We start from the raw sequence: 19782 nt of genomic DNA, 5'->3' as shown, positions 1-19782 counted from the left end.
GAAATGTTGGATAATGCGGTTTACGGCCGCGTTTCTGGCCGCGCAACGGGCTTGCAATCCCCCTGGGCAACCGGCTACCAGGACGTCCATGGCTGGACGCGCCCGTTGTTTTTCCCCTGTCTCCTGGGGGCGGCTTTTTTGCACGGCCCTGGCCGCCTGTCTGCTCTGGGGCTGCGCCGCCAAGGCCCCCATTCCCTCCACCGGGCGCGGCCCGGCCACCCTGCGGCCCTACACCATAAAAGGCGTCACCTACACGCCCCTGCACTCGGCCAGGGGCTACCGCGAGGAGGGCGTTGCCTCGTGGTACGGCCCGGGCTTTCACGGCCACGAGACCTCGTGCGGGGAAATCTACGACCAGTACAAGATGACCTGCGCCCACAAGCTCTTGCCCATGCACACCATGGTGCGGGTGACCAATCTGGAAAACGGCCGGTCCCAGGTCCTTCGGGTCAACGACCGGGGCCCGTTCGTGGCCGGGCGGATCGTGGACCTGTCCCTGGCCGGGGCCAAGGCCCTGGCCGTCTACGGCCGCGGCACGGCCCGGGTGCGGGTGGAGGTCGAGGGGGACGTGCCGGGCGCGACCCCGGGCGGCGAGCTGCCGGGGCCGTTTTACGTGCAGGTGGGGGCGTTCACCCGGCGCGAGAACGCGGACAAGCTCTTCGCCCGCATCCTGGCCGCCGGCTACGCCGGCTCGCGGATCCACTACAAGGAGATCGACGGCACCCAGTTCTTCCGGGTCCACGCCGGCGTTTTCCCCACGGTCGCCGCCGCCGAGGACGCGCGGCTGCGCCTGTCGGCGGTCTTCGAGGGCGCTTTCGTCCTGGCCCAGTAGCGCGGCGTCCCCTGGAAAATACGGGGCTATTTCAGGGAAAGATTAATTATTCCAGTATGTTGATATCGAAATTCGCATCACGAATTTCGAGTGCGCGACCGCGGCGCTGCCGACCGGCAGCGCCACATCCGGGGAGGCCGGGCCGGCCTACAGGACTTCGTCGGGATTGAGCTCGGCCCGGAACTTGCGCGAGAGCCGAAACACCACCACCTTGCGCGGCGGCAGCATGATGGACTCGTTGGTCTGGGGGTTGCGGCCCTTGCGCGCCTTCTTGTCGTAGGACTCGAATTTGCCGAAGCCGCTGACCAGCAGGGAATGGTCCTTCTTGATGGACTGCTTCATGAGTTCGAGCAGGTGGTCCACCAGCACCTTGACCTCGGCGCGGTTGCGTTCGGTCTTCTCGTAGATGTAATCGACGATGTCGGCCTTGGTGAGGGTTTTTCCGTTCATGGCGTTCTCCGGCGCATTGGCGTTAAAGCGTCACGTCGCGCGGCCGCCAGCGGCGGCGCGGCGGGCCCGTCAGCGTCCAGAAGCGATGGCCTGGCGCACCGCCCGGGCCATGGCTTCCATGGCGGCGGTGTCGGCGTAGGGGCTGCCCGGCCAGAGGCGGAGCCCATCCCCGGCACGGCGGGGGATGAGGTGCAGGTGGGCGTGGAAGACCACCTGGCCGGCGTCCGGGCCGTTGTTCATTTGCACGTTCACGCCCGTGGCTCCCGTGGCCGCCTCAATGGCGGCGGCGACGGGGGGCAGGGCGGCGAAAAGCGCGCCGCCCAGGGCCTCGGGCAGGTCGAACAGGTTGACATGGTGCGCCTTTGGGATGACCAGGACATGACCCGGGGCCACGGGAGCGATGTCCAGGAAGGCCAGCACCCGGTCCGTCTCGTACACCTTGGCGCAGGGGATTTCGCCCCGCACGATTTTACAAAATATGCAATCCGCCTGATTCATGGCCTCTGGCTTCTCCGATGCTGCGGCGACCGGCGCGGCGTAAGGCTTCCCGGGGGGAGACGCTGGGCCGGACCAACGCATTGCCTCCCTGATAGTCAAGGAAAAGCATTTTTTCAAGTGGTTTAGGAGAAAAATATTGCAGCACGTGCTGACAGGGCCCCCAAAGGCCGTCCCGGACGCCGCCCCGCGCCCTGCGCCGGGGCGGGTTTTCCGCCATCCGGAACCTTTTCGGAAGGGGCCGCGCATCTGGCCCGTCTATGTGACATTTCAGGGATGCCCGGGCCGATGCGCCTTCTGCGCCCAGCACCTGCAAAGCGGCAACGAGCCCCGGAGCCTGGAGCGGACCCTGGCGGACATGGTCGCGGGCCTGGCGGCCGCCGCCCGGGCCGGGCGCGGCCCCTACGAGCTGGCCTTCTACGGCGGAGTGTTCACCGCCCTGCCCGATCCCTGGCCCTGGCGCTTCCTGGAGGCGGCCACGGCGTTGCGCCGGGCCGGGGCCGTGGTCCGCGTGCGCTGCTCCACCCGGCCCGATGCCTGCGACCCGGGGCTCCTGTCCCGCCTGGCCGCGGCCGGCCTCGACTGCCTGGAGATCGGCGTCCAGACCTTCGACGACGCCGTGCTCGAGGACGTCGGCCGGGGCCACGACGCCGCCGCCTCCCGCCGGGCCGCCCGGGACGTCAAGGCGGCCGGGCTTTCCCTCGGCCTCCAGCTCCTGCCCGGGCTTCCCGGCCACGATCCCGAGGCGCTCCTTCGCGACGCGGCCGAGGCCGCCGCCCTTGCCCCGGACATCGCCCGGCTGCACCCCTGCCTGGTCGTGGCCGGCACGCCCCTGGCCGCGCGCTTCGCCGCCGGGGAGTATGCGCCCTGGCCCCTGGAGACGACCCTCGACGCCCTGGCCCGGGCCCTGCCCGTGCTGTGGCGGGCCGGCACGCGGGTGGCGCGCATCGGCCTGGCCCCGGAACCCGGGTTCGAGGCGGCCGTGGTGGCCGGGCCGCGCCATCCGGCCCTGGGCGCGCGGGCCCGGGCCCGGGCCCTGCTCGCCCTGGTCGCGGCCGAGGTCGCCGCCCTGGGCGACCCGGTCGCCGGGCTTGCCTGCCCGCGCCGCTTCGCCGGGGAGCTTTACGGCCACGCCCGGGAGCTGGCCCCGGCCTACGCCGCCCTGGGCCTGCCAAAGGACCGGGTCGCCTTCGAGGACCGGGAGGATTTCCTCCTGGCCGCCGCGCCGTTTGACTCCGCCGCACACTCGTGACAAATCTACGGTTAGGGGCCGACCCGCCCCGCGACGAAAACCTCAACCCTTCCGGCGGAAGATCATGAAACGCTTTCTTACGGCCGCAGCCTGCGTCCTGATGTTGGCGTCCGCTGCCCCGAGCTTCGCGGAAACGCCGAACATGCGTCAAAGCATCAATTATTTCATGAACTACTTCAACGAGGCCGTGGTCCAAGCCATCCGGATCAAGGAATACGAGGACAACGAGGGTCTGATCCAGAAACGACCCTACGACCAGCGATACATCGCCCTGGCCGACCTGACCTCCCGCATCGAGAAGACCCTCGGCCTGGCGCTCAACCTCTGCGACATCTACTACATCTACAACAAGACGACCTACTGCTTCACCAAGGACGAGAAGACCTACCTCTTCGACAGGATCGACAACATCCTCGACACCCTGGAGAAGATCAAGGAAACGCCCTACAACGTGGACGACGCGCTGCTCGGCGACAAGAAATCCGAAACGGCCAAGAACATCGCCGAATTCGGCGACCGCATCGACAAGCTGCGCGCCTTCATCAAGGCCTCCCTCATCGTGTTCAACGGCTAGGGGACGTTTTCCCCAACGATCATGGACGCCCTCGCCGCCGGCCAAAGGGCCGTCACGGCCCGGCGCGTCCTGACCATGCTGCCGGGCGCGGCCCCCCTCGACGACGCGGCCGTGGTCCTGGCCGGCCGGCGGGTCCTGGCCGTGGGGCCGCGCCGCGACGTCCTCCGCGGCTTCGCCGGCCCGGTGGCGGACCACGGCGACGCCGTGCTCGTGCCCGGCCTGGTCAACGCCCACGGTCACCTCGAACTGGCCGGCCTGCGCGGCCGGGCTTCGGCCCCGGCCGGGTTTTCCGCCTGGGCCGCCTGGCTGGTGGCCCAGGACCTCTCCCCTCCCTCCCCGGCCGTCCTGGCCCGGGCCGTGGCGGAAATGGCGGCCACGGGCACGGGGGCGACCATCGACGTGGGCAGCCGGGCCGGGGCCCAGGTGGCCGCCGCCCTGGCCGGGGCGGGCCTTGCCGGCCTCGTCTGCCACGAAGCCTTCGGCTGGAAGAAAACGAACAGGCCGGCGGTGCCGGCCGCCCTGGACGCGGCCGCGCCGCCCCACGGCCTCCTCGCCGCGGCGGCCAGCGGCCACGCCCTCTACTCCACGAGCCCGGAAAACCTCCGTCGCGCCCGCGACGCCTGCCGCGCCCGCGGCGCGCCCTTTTGCCTGCACCTGGCCGAACATGCCGAGGAAACGGAGCTTTTGGCCACCGGCGCCGGCCCCCTGGCCGCGCTTTTGGCCGGGCGCGTGCTGCCGCGCGGCTACGTCCCGCCGGGGCGCTCGCCCGTGGCCGAGGCCGTCGCCCAGGGCCTGCTCGGGCCGGACGTCCTGGCCGTGCACGCCGTGGCCCTGGACGCCGCCGACCGACGGCTTTTGGCCGCCTCGGGCGCGGCCGTCTGCCTTTGCCCGCGCAGCAACGCCCGCATCGGCGTGGGCAGGGCCGACGCCCCGGCCCTGCTGGCCGCCGGCGTCCCCCTGTGCCTGGGCACGGACAGCCTGGCCTCAAACGACGATCTCGACTTGTGGAACGAGGTGCGGGCCCTTTGGGCCGCCTTTCCCGACTTCCCCCCCAACGCCGTGCTCGAGGCCCTGACCGCGACTCCGGGAAGGCTCCTCGGACGCGGCCTGGGCCGGCTCGCCCCGGGCGCGGCCGGCGGGGTCGCCGTGGTCCCGCCGGACCTGGCGGAACGTTTTTACCCATGACCTGGGCGGCTTCGTTAAACCATTGTCATCGCCCGGGGGATAGCCTAATTTTCGCTCGACACGCCCGCAATGCTGTTCCAGGGCCGGGACCGGGTTGCGCGCGGCGTCCGCGGCCGATGCGCCGCGCGACGCCGTTGCAACAGGAAAAAGCACCATGGACTCTGCCGAACAGTGCACCGTCGACTGCAATTACGCCGTCGCCCGCCATCCGATCTACCATCTGGAAGGCGGGGTCTTCGGCTATGAACTGCTCTACCGCACGGTAGGCGGCCCCAACGCCGCCGAACTGCCCAGCGACGCCGAGGCCACCCTGGCCGTGCTGGCTAACGGCATCGAGGCCATCTCCCGGGACATCGACCCGAAAAAGAAGATCTTCATCAATTTTTCCAAGGAAATCCTGGAGAGGGGCTACCACACCTTCCTCGACCCCGAGCGCTTCGTCATCGAGGTGCTCGAGCACGTGACCTGCGACGCCGCCTTCACGGAACTCGTTCGCTCCATCCGGGAGGCCGGCTTCGTCCTGGCCCTGGACGACTACGTGGGCGACCCGTCCTTCGACCCGATCCTGCCCTTCGTGACCTATATCAAGATCGACTTCCTGATCCTGCGCGACGATCCCGGCCGCCTGGAGGCGGTCGTGGCGGCCTGCCTGGACTCGGGCAAGACGGTGCTGGCCGAGAAGGTGGAAACCGAGTCCGACGTCGCCTTCTGCCGGGCCCGCGGCATCCCTCTGGCCCAGGGCTACTACTACAGCCGGCCGCAGGTGATCACGGCCCGGGCCCTGCCGGCCAACCAGACGACCAAGCTGGCCCTGCTGGCCGAGGTGTCGCGCCCTGAGATCGACGAACGCAAGGTCCGGGAGATCCTCGGCGCGGACGTGTCCCTGGCCTACAAGCTGCTGCGCCACGTCAACACGGCGCGCTTCTACCGGGGCCAGGCCGTGGAGTCCCTCGACTACGCCATCCGGCTTCTGGGCAGAAGCGCGCTCATCAGCTGGCTGTCCGTCAACATCCTGGCCTCCCTCGGCTCCACGCCCAGGGACCGCGAGCTGGCCTTCGCCTCGGCCGTGCGCGGCCGCTTCCTGGCGCTGATCGACCGGGCCAGGGGCGGGGCATGCCGCCACGGCCAGAACATCTGCCTGCTCGGCCTGTTGTCGCTGCTCGACGCCATGCTGGGCGTGCCCATGGACAAAGCCCTGGCCGACGTGACCATCGACGCGGGCATCCGTCAGGCCCTGCTCGGCCTGCCGAGCCCGGCGGCTCCCTGCCTGGCCCTGTGCCGGGGCTTCGACGGCAGCTCGGACCCCCGGGCCGCCAAGGCCCTGGAGCGCTTCGGCCTTGCGCCCGAGGTCGCCTCGAAAGCCCATTTCGAGGCGCTGGCCTGGGCGGCCGAAATGTTCCACGGCTAGGCGCGGCGTCCCCCTGAAAAACGGCCGCCCGGTTCAGATCACGTAGGGCGGCTCCGCCGCCTCCAGTTCCGTGCGCCGCTTCTCCCGGACCAGGTCCCTGAGGGAGCGGGCGTCGTAGACCCGCTCCAGGGCTTGGCGCGCCTCGTCCCAGACCCCCTTGAACACGCACTCCCCCCGCAGGGGGCAGCCCTGCCCCGGCCGCTCCTTGTGGCAGTCCACGGGGCCCAAGGGGCCGTCCATGAACCGGATGACCTCGCCCACGGTCACGTCCTCGGCCGGCCGGGCCAGGTAGAAGCCGCCGTCCTTGCCGCGCTGGGAATCCACGAATCCGCCCTGGCGCAGCTGGTGCAGGATCACTTCCAGAAACCGCCTGGGAATGGCTTGGCGCTCGGCGATGCCGCCGGCCGGAATCGGTCCGTCGCCCTTGCGCCGGGCCAGTTCGAACAGGGCCCGCAGGGCGTACTGGCATTTCTGGGTCACGGCCATGGCCTGCCTCCTTGAAACGACGCCGGCTCGTCGGCCGGGTGAAAACCGCGCCGCCTGGACGCGGGACCACGGCCGGCGACGTTGCCGGCCCCCGCGCGACGCGGTACAGGGAGCAATCTGATCGGTTCAGTGCTGATTATTGCCAAAAAGGCCGACTTGGCGTCAAGAATGTGAAAAAAAGACCGGACAGCGCCGATCCGGGACCACGGAGGGCTAAATGGACGCGGATCATGCCGCTTTGGCCGAGACCGTGCTGCTTTTGGTGGACATCCAGAACGACTATTTCCCCGGCGGGGCCATGGAGCTTTGCGGCGCGACCGCGGCCGGCGGCAGGGCCGCCCTGGTGCTGGAGCGTTTCCGCCGGGCCGGGGCCGGGATCGTGCACGTGCGTCACGAATCGACGCGCCCGGGCGCGACGTTTTTTCTGCCCGGCACGCCCGGCGCGGACATCGCGACCTGCGTCGCGCCCCTGCCCGGCGAGGCCGTGGTGGTCAAGGCCTTTCCCAACAGCTTCCGCGACACGGCGCTCGGCGCGCTGCTCGCGGCCCGGGGCGCCAAACGGCTCGTGGTGTGCGGGATGATGACCCACATGTGCCTGGATGCCACGGTGCGGGCGGCCTTCGACCTGGGCTACGCGGTCACGGTGGCGGCCGACGCCTGCGCCACGCGGGAGCTGATCTTCGAGGGCAGGACCGTGGCCGCCGACGACGTCCAGGCCGCCTTCCTGGCCGCCCTGGCCGCGGTCTACGCCCGGGTGGTCCCGGCCGATGCCGTCTTGTCGGAGTCCTGAAAACCCCGGCGCGCTGGTTGAGGAAACGTCCTTCGGGTCGATTGGGGAACGGGCCGCGCCTGTCCGGGCTTAGCCCATGCGGCGGGCGTAGGTCAGGATGTCGTGCTGGGAGAGCAGGCCGGCCAGGGAGCCGTCCCTGGCCACCACGGCCACCCGGCGCACGCCCTTCTGGCGCATGAACAGGATCACCTTGTAGACCATGCCCTCCTTGGGCACGCTGATGACGGGCGCGTTCATGTGCGCGGACAGCGGCTCGTCCAGGCGTTCGGGCCGGCCCATGATCTTGGAGGTGGCGTCGCGCTCGCTGAAGATGCCCACGGGCCGGCCCTCGGCCACGGCCAGGACGCAGCTTCCGCCCTTGGACCGCATGAGGTCCAGGGCGTCGCGCACCGGGCGCTCGGGCGCGAGGGTCAGGGGGGCGGCGCGCATGATGTCGCTGCACATGGCGCTTTCCACCATGAAATCCACGGCCAGGGCGTCCACCAGCTCCTTTTCCGTGACCAGCCCGAGCATGGAGCCGCCGTGGTCCATCACGGGCAGGTGGCGTTCGCGCCGGTCCAGCATGATCCGGACCGCCTCCTGCACGGTCATGTCCCGGGAAACGCCCCCCGAGGGGCGCACGAGGAGATCCTGGATGCCAGTGTCGGGATCGAGGTCCACGCCGAGGTGGCGGACAAGGGCCGACTCCGTCAGGAACCCCACCACCCTGGCCCCGCGCACCGCCGCCAGGCAACTGATGCCCTCGCGGGCCATCATGACGGCGGCCTGGGTCACCGTGGCGTCCGCGGCGACGATGTGGGGCCTTGCGGCCAGTTCGCCGACCCTTTGCTTGAACATGGGCGTTCCCGAATTGTCGCGTGTAACGTTTCTTTATCCGGCGCGCACGGAATGTCAAGGAATCCGATGGAATCCATAGCTTCTCCGCTTCTTGCCGGTCACGGCGAAATGGGCTAGGCATGGAAAAAGTCGTTACCCAGGGAGCATGCCGCGCCATGTCCGTCATCCCGCCTCCGCCCACGAACAAAGGCAACACGGGGGCCGCCGGCGAGGCTTCGCCGGGCGTCGCCTTCGCCGCCCGGTTTCTGGCCTTCGGCGAACCCCGCCAGCCCGGGATGGCGGTCCGCGCTCCCCTGCATCCGGCCGAGGAGGACCAGTTCTTCGCCGCGCCGGTTTCCCTGGCGGACATCACTCCGCCGCCCCTGCCCGAGGCCTACCTGGCCCTGCGGCGCGTCACGCAAAACCCGATGAGCAGCGACGCGGACGTGGCCGCGGTCATCTCCCGGGACCCGGCCCTGGCCGCCTATGTCCTGCGTCTGGCCAACAGCCCCCTTTTCAGCCCGTCGGCCCGGGTGGAGACCGTCACCCGGGCCGTGGCCGTCATCGGGCTCGGGGAGATCGAGACCATGGCCGCCAGCTCCATGCTGGCCCGGGCCTTCGACAAGACGCCCAAGCCGGAACTCCTGTCCATGGACGATTTCTGGCGGCACGCCGTGGCCGTGGGCCTGCTGGCCAGGGCCCTGGCCGAACGCGTGGGCGAGCGCGGCGGCGAACGCTATTTCGTGGCCGGCCTGCTCCACGACATGGGCCGGCTCATGCTGGCCGTGGCCGAACCGGGCCTGTCCGGGGCGGCGCTTGGCCGCACGCTGGGCCGCAAGCTGTCCATGGACGCGGCCGAGCGCCTGGAGCTCGGCTTCGACCACGCGGCGCTTGGCGGCCGCATCGCCGTGAAGTGGCGGCTGCCCGACACCCTGTGCCAGGCCGTGGCCGCCCACCACGACCCGGGGCTTTGCCCGGAAAATCCCATCGCCGCGGCGGTCCACGCCGCGGACTTCATGGCCAACGCCCTGGGCGTGCGCGTCCTGCCGACAGGCGGCTTTCCCCGCCTGGACGAGCGCGTGCTGCCCCTTTTCAACCTGGTCGAAGCGGAGCCGGAAGCCTTCTGGGAAATCCTGACAGACGGCCTGGCCGCCATGACCGCCCTGGTCGCGCCATGAACGTCGCCGCCTGCCTCCCTTGCCAATCCCACGGCGGGGATATACTAGAGGGAAAAAGGGAGCGACGCGCCATGTCCTCGTCCAATGAAGGTATGATCATCACCCCGCTGACGGGGTCCGCGATCAACAACATGATCCTCGAATACATGTCCCTGGCCGGCGACCGGCGGCGCGCGGAGTTGGCCCATTTCCTGTCCAGCGGACGCAGCGTGCAAAGCGACATCATGGCCGTGACCCTGCGGGGCATGATCCTTTCCGCCTCGGCCTGAAACACCCCCAATCCAATCCGCCCATGAAAACACGCTGCCTCGTCCTGGCCGCCCTGTGCTGCCTGCTCGCCTGCGGCCCCGCCGCGGCCAAGACCTCCCAGACCAAGCACCCGCCCGCGAAGAAGGCCGAACCCGCGACCACGCCCCACGAAACCGTCGAGGTCCCGGGCAAGGTCATCAAGGAACCCAACGCCTTCCACGGCACCAAGTGGGGCACGCCCATGGCCGCCGTGCCCGACCTCACGGTGGTGGAAAAGGACGGCCAGGCCGCCTACGCCACGGTGGAAGGCGTGGTCTACCGCATCGGGGACGCCTTCCTGAGCAACGTGGTCTACGGCTTCTGCCAGGACAAGTTCGCCGCCGTCATGGTGGAATACAAGGGCCGCAAGGCCTACGACGCCATCCGCAAGTTCCTGTCCGCCAAGTACACGGAGCCGGTCCAGGTGGAGGAACACCCGGACGACCTGGGCTGGCCCATCGGCAACGTGCTCATCCGCATGGAATTTTCCAGGGAGAAGGACGCCGGCACCCTGAGCTACTTCTACCAGCCGTTGTACGCGCCCTGCTCCGGCCCGGGCGGGACGGCCCCGCAATGAGGCGGCGCGCCTTCCTCGTCCTGGCCCTGGTGCTGGCCGCCGCCAGCGCCCTGGCCGCCGAGACGGGGCGCAGCCTGCCCTTCAACAAGCAGAACGTGTACAATTATTTCAAGCAGGTGGACGAAGGAAAGCGCGCCCTGCCCGAGGACATCTCCGGCAAGGAGTATGAGGAGCGTTCCTGCGTCCTCTACGCCACGACCCTCAGGAAAGCGGGCTACGATTTCGAGGCCACGGTGCAAAACGCCTTGCAGGGGGGGCTCAAGGGCGCGGACAGGATGAACGATCCGCGCTTTTTGTTCCTGGCCGGGGTGTTCCAGACCCACCCCGACGTCTTCCTGCGTCTCAAGCTCCTGTCCAAGGCCACGCGCGACGCCGTGGTGACCTACTTCCAGAACTGACCTGCCGCCCCGTTCCGCGGCCCGGCCCCCAGTCAGGGCGACGGCGCAAGGTCTCGAAGCCATTTCGGGAGGAATCGCTTTCCCTCGAAACGGCCGGACGATTCGCTTTCCCGGAATTCGCCAGGGGGCTGATCCAAGAGGGGCCTTTGCCGGGCCGCCCAAGGCGTTTCCCCTAGCCTTCTAGCCTTCGTCGTTTTCGTCCTTGGCCCCGCCCACGGGCCGCGTGTAGCGGCAGGAACGGTTGGGGCAGGCGATGACCTCGCCGGCCCGAGTCTTCTTGCGCACGAGCACCTTGGAGCCGCACACCGGGCAGGGCTCGGGCACGGGCCAGTCCCACAGGGCGAAATCGCACTGGGGATAGGCGTCGCAGGCGTAGAACACCTTGCCGCGCTTGGAGCTTTTCTCCACCAGCGTGCCGGTGCAGCCCTCGCGCGGGCAGGCCACGCCCGTGGAGAAGGGCTTGGTGAACTTGCACTCGGGCCAGCCGGTGCAGGCGATGAAGCGGCTGCCGGTGCGCGATTTCTTGAGCGCCAGATCCTTGCCGCACTGGGGGCAGGTCCCGACCGAGACCGCCTCCTCGGGCTTGCGCTCCCGGGGCACCACCGTCCCGTCCGGGGCCCGGTCGAACTCCTTGGTGTTCTTGCAGTCCGGATAGCCCGAGCAGCCCAGAAACTCGCCGGCCTTGCCGAAGCGGATGACCATGGGCTTGCCGCACAGCTCGCAGGCCACGTCGGTTTCCTTGCCGGCCTTGACCTTGGCCATGTCCTTGGCCGCCTTGGCCAGGGTCGGGTAGAAGTCGCCGGTGAAGTCCTTGAGCAGCCCGACCCAGTCGCCCCGGCCGTCGGCCACGGCGTCGAGGGCCTCTTCCATGCCGGCCGTGAAGCCCACGTCCATGATCTTGACGAAGTGCTCGGCCAGCAGGTCCGACACCGTCTCGCCGAGCTCGGAGGGCACGAAGTGCTTGTCCTCGAGCCTGGCGTAGTCGCGGTCGAGCAGGGTGGAAATGATGGCCGCGTAGGTCGAGGGCCGGCCGATGCCCTTCTCCTCCAGCTCGCGCACCAGCGACGCTTCGGTGTAGCGCGGCGGCGGCTGGGTGAACTTCTGCTCCTTTTTGAGCTCCAGCAGCTCGAGTGCCTGGTCCTTGGCCAGGGGCGGCAGGGACTTGGCCTCGTCTCCGGCCTCCTGGCCGTAGACCTTGAGGTAGCCGGGGAAGATGAGCCGCTGGCCCTTGGACCGGAACAGCCCGGGCCCGGCCGCGATGTCGGCCGTGGTGTCCCAGAACCGGGCCTCGCGCATCTGGGAGGCCACGAAGCGTTCCCAGATGAGCTTGTAAAGCGAAAAGAGGTCCTTGGGCAAAAGCGCCTTGACGTCGGCCGGGGTGAGGTTCACGTCGACCGGCCGGATGGCTTCGTGGGCGTCCTGGGCCCCGGCCTTGGTGCGGAAGTGCCGGGCCTTTTCCGGGTAGTAGTCCGGGCCGAGCGTAGCGACGATGAATTCCCGGGCCGCGTCGCGGGCTTCGTCGGCGATGCGGGTGGAGTCGGTGCGCATGTAGGTTATAAGCGCCACCGTGCCCCGGTCGCCGAGCTCCAGGCCCTCGTAGAGCTTCTGGGCCGCGCCCATGGTGCGCTTGGCGGAATACCCCAGGCGCTGGTTGGCCGCCTGCTGCAGGGTCGAGGTGATGAAAGGCGGCGGCGGGGACTTCTTGCGTTCCTTTTCCGCCACCTCGGCCACCACGAAGGGGTTGCCGGCGATGGCCGCCTCGGCCGCGGCCGCTTCCTCGGCGCTGCCGATCTCGAGCTTCTTGCCCTTGAACTTGACCAGCTCCGCCTCGAACTCCGGCGGGACGTCGGCGGCCAGGCGGGCCTTGAAATTCCAGTACTCCACGGCCACGAAGGCCCGGCGCTCCTTCTCGCGGTCCACCACCAGGCGCAGGGCCACGGACTGGACGCGGCCGGCCGAGATGCCGCTTTTGACCTTCTGCCACAGGATCGGCGACACCTTGTAGCCCACCAGCCGGTCCAGGATGCGGCGGGCCTGCTGGGACAGGAAAAGCTTCTCGTTGATGTCGCGGGGATGGGCCAGGGCCTCGCGCACGGCCTTGGCCGTGATCTCGTTGAACTGGATGCGGTGGATGGGCTTTTGGGCGTCCTTTAAAATCTCGGCCACGTGCCAGGCGATGGCCTCGCCCTCGCGGTCGGGGTCCGGGGCGAGATAGATGGTGGAAGCGGAAGCGGCGGCGTCCTTGAGCTTGGACACCACCTTCTGCTTGCCCGGTATGATTTGGTATTGCGGCGCGAAATCTTCCTTTTCGTCCACCCCGAGCTTTTTCTGGGGCAGATCGCGCACGTGGCCCACCGAGGCTTCCACGGCGTAGGCGTTGCCGAGGAACTTCTTGATGGTTTTGACCTTGGCCGGCGACTCGACGATGATGAGGTCCTTTCCCATGGCAGGCGTGCTATAGCCACCCCAAGGGGCCAAGGCAAGGGTTGCCGTTTGCCCGGCCCCGGGCTACTCCTTGATTTCCGCATTTTCCGTTTGACTTTTTAAGAAATAAAAACGCGGCCGCCCCGCCGGCCGCACCGGAGACGCCCTTGGAGCACGTCCAACGTTTCGGCCGCGTGGTCATGCTCGGCCCCACCAACGCCGGCAAGTCCACACTGCTCAACCGCCTGATCGGCCAGAAGGTTTCCATCGTTTCCCCCAAGCCGCAGACCACGCGCAACAGCATCAGCGGCATCCTGACCGAAGGCGACGCCCAGATCGTGTTCCTGGACACCCCGGGCCTGCACCGTCAGAAACGCGGCATCGCGCCGCTTTTATTGCGCAGCGCCTACGCCGCCCTGGCCCAGGCCGACCTCGTGCTGGTGCTGCTCGACGCGGCCCAGTTCGTGCGCCGGCCCGAGGGGATCGTCCCGGAGTTGCGCCCCATCGCCAAGGCCGTGTCCGCCGGGGGCGTCCCGGTGGCGGCGGCGCTCAACAAGTGCGACCTCATCAAGGAAAAGGCCAGGCTCCTGCCGGTGCTGGCCGCCGTGGGCGAGGCCCTGCCCGGGGCCGAGCTCTTCCCTGTCAGCGCCTTGACAGGCAAGGGCGTCGAAGAATTGTTGGCCGCCCTGACCGCCCGTCTGCCCGAGGGGCCGCACCAGTTCGACCCGGACGAGGTCTCCACCGCGCCGGTGCGCTTTCTGGCCGGGGAGATCGTGCGCGAGAAGCTCTTTTTGGCCCTCGGCGAGGAGCTGCCCTACTCCACGGCCGTGACCGTGGAGAACTGGGACGAGAAGTCCCGGCCGGGACTGACGAAAATCCAGTGTTCCATCCTGGTCGCCCGCGAGAGCCACAAGCCCATGGTCATCGGCAAGGGCGGCGAGCGCATAAAGGACATCGGCCAGAAGGCCCGGATCGAGATCGAGGAGATGCTCGGGTCCAAGGTCTTTCTGGAACTGTGGGTCAAGGTCAAGCCGGACTGGACCGACGACAGGGCCCTGCTGCGGGAGCTCGGGCTCGGCCAATGACCGGCCCGGCCCGAAAGGAAGAAGGTTCGTGGACACGCCTGCCAAAGACCGGCTCGACCGGGTGCGCGCGCGCATCGCGGCGGCCTGCGCCGCCTGCGGGCGCGACCCGGGGGAAGTGACGCTGGTCGCGGTCTCCAAGCTGCACGACGCGGCCGAGGTGGCGGCCCTGGCCGCCTGCGGCCAGCGGATTTTCGGCGAATCCTACATCCAGGAGGCCCTGCCCAAGATGGAGGCCGCGCCGCCCGGGCTTTCCTGGCATTTCATCGGCCACCTCCAGCGCAACAAGGCCCGGTTCGCCGTGGGACGCTTCGATTGCATCCATACCCTGGACAATGTGGATCTGGCCCAGGTATTGCAAAAGCGAAACGGCGACGCCGGCCTGACCCAGACCGTGTGCCTGCAGGTCAACCTGGCCGGCGAAACGCAGAAATCCGGCGTGTCGCCGGACGGGCTGCCGGAACTGGCCGAGGCCGTGGCCGCCATGCCGCGATTGCGGCTGGCCGGGCTCATGGCCATTCCGCCGGTGTTCGACGATCCCGAGGCCGCGCGCCCGGCCTTTTCCCGGCTGCGGGAACTGCGCGACGCCCTGGCCGTGCGCCTGGGGAACCCGCTGCCCATGCTGTCCATGGGCATGAGCGGCGACCTCGAGGCCGCCGTCATGGAAGGAGCCACCCACGTGCGCGTGGGCACGGATCTTTTCGGCGCAAGACAATACTAGGCCGCCAACGCCCGGAGACAGCCATGGCCGACGCTCCCGAAGCCCCCGCAGAGGGCAAGAAGAAAAAGAGCTTCCTCAAATACGTCATCCTGGTCGTCCTGCTGCTGGTTTTGGGCGGCGGCGGCTATTTCGCCTATCTGAAGTTCTTCGCGGCCAAGCCGCCGGCGGCGGCCGAGGCCACGGCCGAGGGCCAGCCCGCCGCCGAGGAGAAGAAGGCCGAAGCCGCGCCCAAGGCCGAGGAGAAAAAGGCCGAGGGCGGACACGGCGAGGCCAAGGGCGGGCACGGCGAGAAAGGCAAGGACAAGGCCCCGTCCAACAACGTTCCCCTGCCGGCCTTCGTGGTCAACCTGGCCGACCCCAGCGCCAGGCGCTACCTCAAGCTCGTGCTCGACGTGGAGATGACCGGCAACCCGGAACTGCTCGAAGCCAACATGCCGAAGATCCGCGACGCCCTGCTCATGCTGCTCTCCTCCAAGACCTCCCAGGACCTGTCCACCCTCGAGGGCAAGATCCTTTTGCGCAAGGAAATCGTCGACCGCCTCAACCAGGCCATCGGCCAGGCCAAGGTGGCCCGGGTCTATTTCACGGATTTCGTCATTCAATAACCCGCCGCGGCGCAAGGACATTCCATGGCTCCGGACGACATCGATCAGGACAAGCTGGCGGCCGAGTGGGCCGCCGCCCTGGATGATCAGGAAGACGACAAGCCGGCCTCCCAATCCGACATCGACGCCCTGTTCGACCAGCCCGCCGCCGGGCCCAAGCCCGGAGAGGACGACGCCCTGGCGGCCGAATGGGCCGCCGCCCTGGCCGACGAGGAAGAACAGTCCATCAAGCGCGAGCGCGACCAGGAGTCCCTGTCGCGCCAGAGCGCCTCGGCCCAGTTCAAGAATCTGACGCAGGAGGCCAAGGCCCCGAGGCCGGAGAACGTCCGCCGCGACCTGGACTTCATCCTGGACATCCCGCTGGACGTGTCGGCCGAGCTCGGCCGCACCAAGCTGCTCATCAACGAACTGCTCCAGCTCGGCCAGGGCTCGGTCATCGAACTCAACAAGCTGGCCGGCGAACCCCTGGAAATCTACGTCAACGGCAAGCTGGTGGCCCGGGGCGAGGCCGTGGTCATCAACGAAAAGTTCGGCGTGCGCCTCACGGACATCATCAGCCCCATCGAGCGGGTGAAGCAGCTTGCCTGATCCCGCCGCCCCCCTCGCCGCGCCCCCGCCCACGGATTTCGGGCTGGCCGGCACGGCCATGCACATGGCCCTGGCCCTGCTTCTGGTCCTGGCCGTCATCTACGCCGCCTACTGGCTGCTGCGGCGCTTCGGCGGCCGCTTCGGCATCGGCCCGGCCGGTCGCGGCGGCCTGCTGCGGCTGCAGGCGCACCTGAGCCTCGGGCCGCGAAAGAGCATTGTCGTGGTCCGATTCCTGCATAAAAACCTCGTTCTCGGCGTGACCGACCACGCCATCACGCTGCTTACCGAGGAACCGGCCGACGATGACGACATTCCCCAGCCCCAGCAAAGTTTCGCCGCAGCCTTGGCCGCCAAGACGCGGCCTCCGGAAGGCGGCGGCCCTGCTTCCTCGCCTTAGCCTGGCCCTGGCCGCCCTGGCCGTGCTGGCGCTTTTTCTCGCCGCGCCGGCCCTGGCCCAGGACGCGCCCACGCTTTCGCTCAACCTCGCCGCCGGCCAGAACCAGCCCGAGCGCGTGGCCACGCTGCTCGAGGTGCTGTTCGCCCTGACCGTGCTGTCGCTTGCGCCGTCGTTCATCCTGACGGTGACGTCGTTTACCCGGATCATCATCGTCTTTTCCTTCCTGCGCCAGGCCATGGGCGTGCAGCAGGTGCCGCCGACCCAGATCCTGGCCAGCCTGGCCATCTTCCTGACCTGCGTCATCATGTACCCCACGGGCAAGGCCATCTACGACGACGCCATCACGCCCTACATGGAAGAGACGATCGGCTTCACCGAAGCCCTCAAGAAGGCCGAGGCGCCGCTTCGGGAGTTTCTCTTCAAGCACACGCGGGAGAAGGACCTGTCGGTCTTTTACACCGTCACCAAGATGGAGCGGCCCAAGGACAAGTCCGAGGTGCCGACGGTCATGCTGGCGGCCGGCTTCATGATCAGCGAGCTGAAGACGGCCTTCACCATCGGCTTTCTGATCTACATCCCGTTTCTCATCCTGGACATGGTCATTTCGAGCATTCTGCTCGCCATGGGCATGATGATGCTGCCGCCGGCGACCATCGCCATGCCGTTCAAGCTGCTGCTGTTCGTGCTGGTGGACGGCTGGGGCCTCATGGTAGGGTCGCTGGTCAACTCGTTCGCGACATGACGTAAAGGGGGAGGCGCAATGACACCGGACATGGTCGTGGCCGTATCCAGACAGGCCATCGAGACGGCGCTTTTCCTGGCCTTGCCGATGCTCGGCGTGTCGCTCGTCGTCGGCGTGGTCATTTCCGTGCTCCAGGCGGCCACGCAGATCCAGGAGATGACGCTGACCTTCGTGCCGAAGATCCTGGCCATGTTCCTGGCCCTGCTCCTGGCCTTCCCCTGGATGATGGACAAGATGATCAACTTCACACGGGATTTGTTCATGAACATCCCGATGTACCTGCGCTGACCCGACATTCCACGCGGCTTTTCCCCGGCGCGTCCCAGCCCGTTCCGGGCGCGGCTTCACTCGTCCGATTTCCCTTCCCGCCCATCCGTCCGCTCCCGTCAGGAAACCGAAATTCCACTCCGCTGTCTGCAGCCGTGACACCGCTGTCTTCTTTCCTTGTCACCCCAGCGGGAATGCATTTTATAACATATTAATATAAAATAATATTTACATGGAACACATGTTGCTCCACCGCCGAAACGCCACGAGGCGTCGCCAACGCCCGTATGGCGACAAGCAAAAGGAGCAATCGCATGGCCAGCAAGCCCGACGTCAAAGTCGCCTGCGTCCAGGCCGCACCGTTCTACTTCGATCTGGATCGGTCCATCGAGAAGGGGATCGGCCTGATCGAGGAAGCGGCGCGCAACGGAGCGCGGCTCATCGCCTTCCCCGAAGTCTGGTTGCCGGGGTATCCGTTCTTTTTCTGGCTCGGCGCGCCCATTGAAGGCCTGGCTCACATACCGGGCTACCGCGACAATTCCCTGGTGATCGGGAGCGAACAGGACCTGGCCCTGCGCCGGGCGGCCGCCGACAACGGCATCTTCGTCTGCATGGGCTACAGCGAGCTCTCCGGCAGCAGCCTCTACATGGGGCAGATGCTGCTCTCTCCCCAGGGCGAGCCCCGCATACTGCGCCGCAAGCTCAAGCCGACCCTGGCGGAACGGTGCGTGTTCGGCGAGGGCGACGGCAGCCATCTGCAGGTCGCCGAGACGGAGATCGGCCGCGTGGGGGCGCTCAACTGCTGGGAACACCTCCAGCCGCTGCTCAAGTACGCGATGTACGCCCAGAACGAGGCGATCCACGTCGCGGCCTGGCCCTGCCTGTCCCTGTACAAGGGCAAGTCCTATGCCCTGGGACCGGAAATGACCTGGGCGACGAGCCAGATCTACGCCCTGGAGGGCCAGTGCTACGTGCTGGCCGCGACCCAGGTCGCCACGCCGGAACTCGTCGCCATGCTGTGCGATACGCCCCTGCGCCGTGAACTCCTGCCCATCGGCGGCGGCTGCTCGATGATTTTCGGCCCGGACGGCGCGCCGCTTTGCGAACCGATCCCGGAGGATCGGGAAGGCATCCTCTACGCCGAAGTCGATTTCGCCGCCATCGGCATCGCCAAAACGGCTGCCGATCCGGCCGGACATTACGCCAGGCCGGACGTGGCGCGGCTCCTGCTCAACACCACGCCCGCCCACCGGATCCTGCCCGCGGATGCGTTCGTGCACACGCCGCCGGCCGCCGGGCCGCGCCCGACGTGCGAGGAAGCCGATCCGGACGCCTGACCCGCGACGTGCGGCCCGGGTCAAACGGCCCGGCTTCCCGCCAGGCCGACCGTGGGACGGTGAAATCAGCCGGCGAAGAAGTCGGGACGGGAGGCGGCGAAGGCCAGGGCGGCCGCGAAGGCGGCCGGCGCGTGGGGCTCGAAGGTGGCCGTGGGGCGAAGGCCCCGGGCCGCAAGGCCGTCGAGAATGGCGGCGAAGGGAATCTCCCCCTGCCCGGGGCCCAGGTGCTGGTCGAAGGACCCATCGTTGTCGTGCAGGTGCAGGTGCAGCAGATACGGGGCCAGGGCGTCCAGCCAGGCGTCGAGGTTGGAAAGCGCCTTGCCGCCGGCGAAGCTGAACCAGTGGCCCACGTCGAAGCAGGCCCCGACCCGGCCGCGCGCCGCCTCGGGCAGCCGCTCCCGAAGCGCGGCCACGGCCCCGGAAACCGTGGCCGGATCGGTCTCGAAGGTGTTCTCCAGACAAAGCGGCGGGTGCCCCGGCCAGGCGGCGAGCGCCTCGGCCCAGGTGTCGGCCGCCCGCTGCGCCCAGTCGTCGAAGGATCGGATGTAGAGGAAGCGGTTGTAGGCGGAGTGGCCCACGAGCCGGTCCGGGGCATAGACGGAGGCCGTTTCCAGGGCCTCGCGCAGGCGATCCAGGCTGGCGGCCCGAATGCGGGCGTCGGCGCTGCCGGGCTGGAGGTCGAAAAAGGGCAGGTGGAGCGTGCGCGGCAGATCGGCTTCGTCCAGCCGGCGGGCCGCCTCCCTGTGCCAGGCCGGGGTCTTGGCGTCCATGAGCACTGGATCGAGCCCCAGTTCCGGCGGCACGCGCCCGTTCAGGTGGCGCGCCCACAAGGCGGGCTCGCGGTCGGCCACGCGCAGGTTCAGGTTCACGTAGAAACGGGACATCGCGAC

General features: G+C 68.5%; 24 protein-coding genes. 18 read left to right on the top strand and 6 right to left on the bottom strand.

The window, feature by feature from the left end; genetic code table 11:
• The first annotated feature begins 88 nt into the window (after positions 1-88).
• On the top strand, positions 89-832 hold the full coding sequence (locus Q1K70_RS10885; protein ID WP_300159071.1) for a septal ring lytic transglycosylase RlpA family protein: 744 nt from the start codon (positions 89-91) through the stop codon (positions 830-832).
• A gap of 147 nt (positions 833-979) precedes the next feature.
• On the opposite strand, the gene Q1K70_RS10880 is transcribed toward Q1K70_RS10885, so the two are convergent.
• Positions 980-1282 (bottom strand): integration host factor subunit alpha, encoded by a 303-nt coding sequence (locus Q1K70_RS10880; protein WP_005997200.1) that lies wholly within the window; start codon positions 1280-1282, stop codon positions 980-982.
• Between the two features lie 69 nt (positions 1283-1351).
• Complete coding sequence (locus Q1K70_RS10875) at positions 1352-1780, bottom strand: HIT family protein (protein ID WP_300159057.1); 429 nt, start codon at positions 1778-1780, stop codon at positions 1352-1354.
• Positions 1781-2039: 259 nt separating this feature from the next.
• Here Q1K70_RS10875 and Q1K70_RS10870 point away from each other — a divergent pair, with 259 nt between their 5' ends.
• The 4 genes from Q1K70_RS10870 (at position 2040) to Q1K70_RS10855 (ending at position 6196) form a co-directional block, all read left to right on the top strand.
• Complete coding sequence (locus tag Q1K70_RS10870; protein ID WP_366521689.1) at positions 2040-3029, top strand: radical SAM protein; 990 nt, start codon at positions 2040-2042, stop codon at positions 3027-3029.
• 142 nt (positions 3030-3171) lie between these two features.
• Positions 3172-3603 (top strand): hypothetical protein, encoded by a 432-nt coding sequence (locus Q1K70_RS10865; RefSeq protein WP_300159054.1) that lies wholly within the window; start codon positions 3172-3174, stop codon positions 3601-3603.
• Between the two features lie 21 nt (positions 3604-3624).
• Positions 3625-4788, top strand: a complete 1164-nt coding sequence (locus Q1K70_RS10860; RefSeq protein WP_300159051.1) for an amidohydrolase family protein — start codon at positions 3625-3627, stop codon at positions 4786-4788.
• 154 nt (positions 4789-4942) lie between these two features.
• Positions 4943-6196 carry an EAL domain-containing protein gene (locus Q1K70_RS10855; protein ID WP_300159048.1) on the top strand — a complete coding sequence of 418 codons (1254 nt, stop codon included), beginning with the start codon at positions 4943-4945 and terminating at the stop codon, positions 6194-6196.
• A gap of 33 nt (positions 6197-6229) precedes the next feature.
• On the opposite strand, the gene Q1K70_RS10850 is transcribed toward Q1K70_RS10855, so the two are convergent.
• Complete coding sequence (locus Q1K70_RS10850) at positions 6230-6682, bottom strand: Rrf2 family transcriptional regulator (protein ID WP_300159045.1); 453 nt, start codon at positions 6680-6682, stop codon at positions 6230-6232.
• Positions 6683-6899: 217 nt separating this feature from the next.
• On the opposite strand from Q1K70_RS10850, the gene Q1K70_RS10845 reads away from it, so the two are divergent.
• Positions 6900-7472: a cysteine hydrolase family protein gene (locus Q1K70_RS10845; RefSeq protein WP_300159043.1), complete on the top strand. Its 573-nt coding sequence runs from the start codon at positions 6900-6902 to the stop codon at positions 7470-7472.
• 69 nt (positions 7473-7541) lie between these two features.
• Here Q1K70_RS10845 and Q1K70_RS10840 read toward each other — a convergent pair whose 3' ends face one another.
• Positions 7542-8309, bottom strand: coding sequence for a CBS domain-containing protein (locus tag Q1K70_RS10840; protein ID WP_300159040.1), 768 nt, complete (start codon positions 8307-8309; stop codon positions 7542-7544).
• A gap of 119 nt (positions 8310-8428) precedes the next feature.
• On the opposite strand from Q1K70_RS10840, the gene Q1K70_RS10835 reads away from it, so the two are divergent.
• From Q1K70_RS10835 to Q1K70_RS10820, 4 genes are all read left to right on the top strand, one after another.
• A complete protein-coding gene (locus tag Q1K70_RS10835; RefSeq protein ID WP_300159037.1) occupies positions 8429-9466 on the top strand; it encodes an HDOD domain-containing protein in 1038 nt (345 codons plus the stop codon).
• A 71-nt stretch (positions 9467-9537) separates the two neighbouring features.
• Positions 9538-9735: a hypothetical protein gene (locus Q1K70_RS10830; RefSeq protein ID WP_300159034.1), complete on the top strand. Its 198-nt coding sequence runs from the start codon at positions 9538-9540 to the stop codon at positions 9733-9735.
• Between the two features lie 23 nt (positions 9736-9758).
• Positions 9759-10331 (top strand): hypothetical protein, encoded by a 573-nt coding sequence (locus Q1K70_RS10825; protein WP_300159031.1) that lies wholly within the window; start codon positions 9759-9761, stop codon positions 10329-10331.
• On the top strand, positions 10328-10729 hold the full coding sequence (locus Q1K70_RS10820; RefSeq protein ID WP_300159028.1) for a hypothetical protein: 402 nt from the start codon (positions 10328-10330) through the stop codon (positions 10727-10729). Before Q1K70_RS10825 ends, Q1K70_RS10820 begins: the two co-directional genes overlap by 4 nt.
• 180 nt (positions 10730-10909) lie before the next feature.
• On the opposite strand, the gene topA is transcribed toward Q1K70_RS10820, so the two are convergent.
• Complete coding sequence (gene topA, locus Q1K70_RS10815) at positions 10910-13174, bottom strand: type I DNA topoisomerase (RefSeq protein ID WP_300159025.1); 2265 nt, start codon at positions 13172-13174, stop codon at positions 10910-10912.
• A 146-nt stretch (positions 13175-13320) separates the two neighbouring features.
• Between topA and era the strand changes: the two genes are divergently transcribed.
• The 8 genes from era (at position 13321) to Q1K70_RS10775 (ending at position 18892) form a co-directional block, all read left to right on the top strand.
• A complete protein-coding gene (gene era / locus Q1K70_RS10810; protein ID WP_300159022.1) occupies positions 13321-14238 on the top strand; it encodes a GTPase Era in 918 nt (305 codons plus the stop codon).
• 28 nt (positions 14239-14266) lie between these two features.
• Positions 14267-14956, top strand: a complete 690-nt coding sequence (locus tag Q1K70_RS10805; protein ID WP_300159019.1) for a YggS family pyridoxal phosphate-dependent enzyme — start codon at positions 14267-14269, stop codon at positions 14954-14956.
• Between the two features lie 23 nt (positions 14957-14979).
• Complete coding sequence (locus Q1K70_RS10800; protein ID WP_300159016.1) at positions 14980-15561, top strand: flagellar basal body-associated FliL family protein; 582 nt, start codon at positions 14980-14982, stop codon at positions 15559-15561.
• Positions 15562-15585: 24 nt separating this feature from the next.
• Positions 15586-16149 (top strand): flagellar motor switch protein FliN, encoded by a 564-nt coding sequence (gene fliN, locus Q1K70_RS10795; protein WP_300159013.1) that lies wholly within the window; start codon positions 15586-15588, stop codon positions 16147-16149.
• Positions 16142-16546, top strand: a complete 405-nt coding sequence (gene fliO, locus Q1K70_RS10790) for a flagellar biosynthetic protein FliO (RefSeq protein WP_300159010.1) — start codon at positions 16142-16144, stop codon at positions 16544-16546. The genes fliN and fliO overlap by 8 nt, the downstream gene beginning before the upstream one ends.
• 25 nt (positions 16547-16571) lie before the next feature.
• Positions 16572-17288 (top strand): flagellar type III secretion system pore protein FliP, encoded by a 717-nt coding sequence (gene fliP / locus Q1K70_RS10785; protein ID WP_300159074.1) that lies wholly within the window; start codon positions 16572-16574, stop codon positions 17286-17288.
• Positions 17289-17306: 18 nt separating this feature from the next.
• Positions 17307-17576, top strand: a complete 270-nt coding sequence (gene fliQ / locus Q1K70_RS10780) for a flagellar biosynthesis protein FliQ (RefSeq protein WP_300159007.1) — start codon at positions 17307-17309, stop codon at positions 17574-17576.
• A 293-nt stretch (positions 17577-17869) separates the two neighbouring features.
• Positions 17870-18892: a carbon-nitrogen hydrolase family protein gene (locus tag Q1K70_RS10775; RefSeq protein WP_300159004.1), complete on the top strand. Its 1023-nt coding sequence runs from the start codon at positions 17870-17872 to the stop codon at positions 18890-18892.
• Positions 18893-18957: 65 nt separating this feature from the next.
• Here the strand turns inward: Q1K70_RS10775 and Q1K70_RS10770 are convergent, their stop codons facing one another.
• The gene (locus tag Q1K70_RS10770) at positions 18958-19776 is read right to left on the bottom strand and encodes a sugar phosphate isomerase/epimerase (RefSeq protein ID WP_300159001.1); all 819 of its coding nucleotides are present in this window, start codon (positions 19774-19776) and stop codon (positions 18958-18960) included.
• Between the last annotated feature and the right edge of the window lie 6 nt (positions 19777-19782).

Source organism: Solidesulfovibrio sp., from assembly GCF_029978005.1.
GTDB lineage: Bacteria > Desulfobacterota > Desulfovibrionia > Desulfovibrionales > Desulfovibrionaceae > Solidesulfovibrio.
Note: the sequence above shows the minus strand (reverse complement) of the source record. Positions and strands in the feature narration are given on the sequence as shown.